Annotated in this window: 2 protein-coding genes; both read left to right on the top strand. The window is 42.9% G+C overall.

Going from position 1 to position 1,799, the window contains the following annotated elements; translation table 11 throughout:
• Nucleotides 1-248 precede the first annotated feature (248 nt).
• Nucleotides 249-395: a hypothetical protein gene (locus RM541_RS17320; RefSeq protein WP_311501388.1), complete on the top strand. Its 147-nt coding sequence runs from the start codon at nucleotides 249-251 to the stop codon at nucleotides 393-395.
• A 107-nt stretch (nucleotides 396-502) separates the two neighbouring features.
• Nucleotides 503-1,765, top strand: a complete 1,263-nt coding sequence (ltrA, locus tag RM541_RS17315) for a group II intron reverse transcriptase/maturase (protein WP_311501387.1) — start codon at nucleotides 503-505, stop codon at nucleotides 1,763-1,765.
• The last annotated feature ends 34 nt before the right edge of the window (nucleotides 1,766-1,799 follow it).

Below are 1,799 nucleotides of genomic sequence, written 5' to 3'. Positions count from 1 at the left end.
TGTGTGTGCCCAGCATGGGCATCTTTTCTTTTACCGAAAGGTAAAAGATTAATCTAAAGGGTGCAAGTCCCTTATGGGCAGGGGTGACGCCTTGAACCATTAGTAAGCCGCAAGGTTGCCAACTGCGAAGTTGGGACTGAAGGAAGCGGGACTACAAACCCTGGTACTGACGAACAGGAACCGGATATGAGGCTACAAGGTTGGATGAGCAAGCACATCATTGTGATGTCCTAAACATTTCTTTCGAAATGAATACCGAAGTAGTAGATCCGGCAGGAATTAGGGGAAAGAAGATGTTCTTACCTGGGGAGATCTCCATAGCCACGGGATGGCTTGATGGAGAAGTCAGCCGAAGTCATAGTAGCCGGCCACCTGATAAGCCGGTGAAGGACTGAACGATAATGGTCTTTAATGAACCTTGGAGTTATTTTATGTTACGGATAGCCTTCCGGTAGAATAATAGCCTTCGATCAAGCGAGACAACAAATTTGTTTTAGTATTAATGATTAAAGAATTAACAAGTAAAAAGAACCTAAACCAAGCCTTCCGTCAGGTGTATCGCAACAAAGGAGCAGCAGGTATAGATAATGTCCAAATAACAGGACTCCAATCTATTCTAAAAGCTCACGGTAAACAATACGCCCGGCAGATAGAACGAGGGGAATATCAGGTGGCTCCAATACTGGGAGTTGAAATACCAAAAAGCAACGGGAAGAAACGTTTACTCGGTATTCCCACGGTTGTCGACAGGGTATTTCAGCAAGCATTACATCAGGTTTTGCAACCAGTATTTGAGCCAGTCTTCCAAAATTATAGTTATGGATTCAGACCAAACCGCAATGCCCATCAAGCCGTTACACAGAGCCTTGAAAATATCAATTCTGGCTACCAAAACATCGTCGATATTGATTTAAAGAGCTTCTTTGATGAAGTAGCCCACGATGTCCTGTTAGACTTGATATTCAAAAAGGTAAAATGTCGGGCTACTTTAAAGTTATTGCGGTCATTTTTGAGAGCGCCGATACAAATCAATGGCAACTTACAAAAACGCAGGAAAGGAGTCCCGCAAGGTTCTCCCTTAAGTCCTTTGCTTTCCAATATCCTACTCAATGAGCTGGATAAAGAACTGGAAAAGCGAGGACACCGCTATGTAAGATATGCCGATGATTTTAGTATTTACGTTCGAAGTAAACCCGCTGCGAAACGCGTAGGCAACAGTATCTATAAATTTCTGCGGGATAAAATCCAGCTTCCAATCAATAGGAAGAAAAGCGGAATACGTAAGCCTTTAACCTTTCAGGTACTGGGATTTGGTTTTGTGCCAACCTACAAGAAAGGAGAAAAGGCAAAGTATCAACTTGTGGCAGAAGCGTCAAAATGGGAAACATTTAAGGCTAAACTTAAATATATTACCAAAAAGACCACTCCTGCAAGCTTTGAAGAACGTATCCACAGAATCAATTTATTGCTAAGGGGCTGGATAAACTACTTCAAACCGGCATCCATTCTAGGAAAGCTTAAAAAGCTGGAAGAATGGTTAAGGAATCGTTTACGGTATTGCATTTGGCATCACTGGAAAAAGCCCGAACGAAAACGGAAAAACCTTATTCGGTTGGGAATTAATCCAGATCAGGCTTATGCCTGGAGTCGTACCCGAATGGGCGGCTGGGCAGTGGCTCAAAGTCCCATTCTGCGTACCACCATCACCGTAAAACGCTTAAAAATGAAAGGTTATGTTAGTCTAATCGAATACTACAATCGATGAGTTTCATTATTGAACCGCCGTATGCGAGACCCGC

The organism is Autumnicola psychrophila (assembly GCF_031846645.1).
Taxonomy (GTDB): Bacteria; Bacteroidota; Bacteroidia; order Flavobacteriales; family Flavobacteriaceae; genus Autumnicola; species Autumnicola psychrophila.
Note: the sequence above shows the minus strand (reverse complement) of the source record. Positions and strands in the feature narration are given on the sequence as shown.

Excerpts from the sequence above, each read along its gene's own strand:
- ltrA (WP_311501387.1), top strand. The coding sequence starts at position 503 with ATGATTAAAGAATTAACAAGTAAAAAGAACCTAAACCAAGCCTTCCGT.
- RM541_RS17320 (WP_311501388.1), top strand. The coding sequence starts at position 249 with ATGAATACCGAAGTAGTAGATCCGGCAGGAATTAGGGGAAAGAAGATG.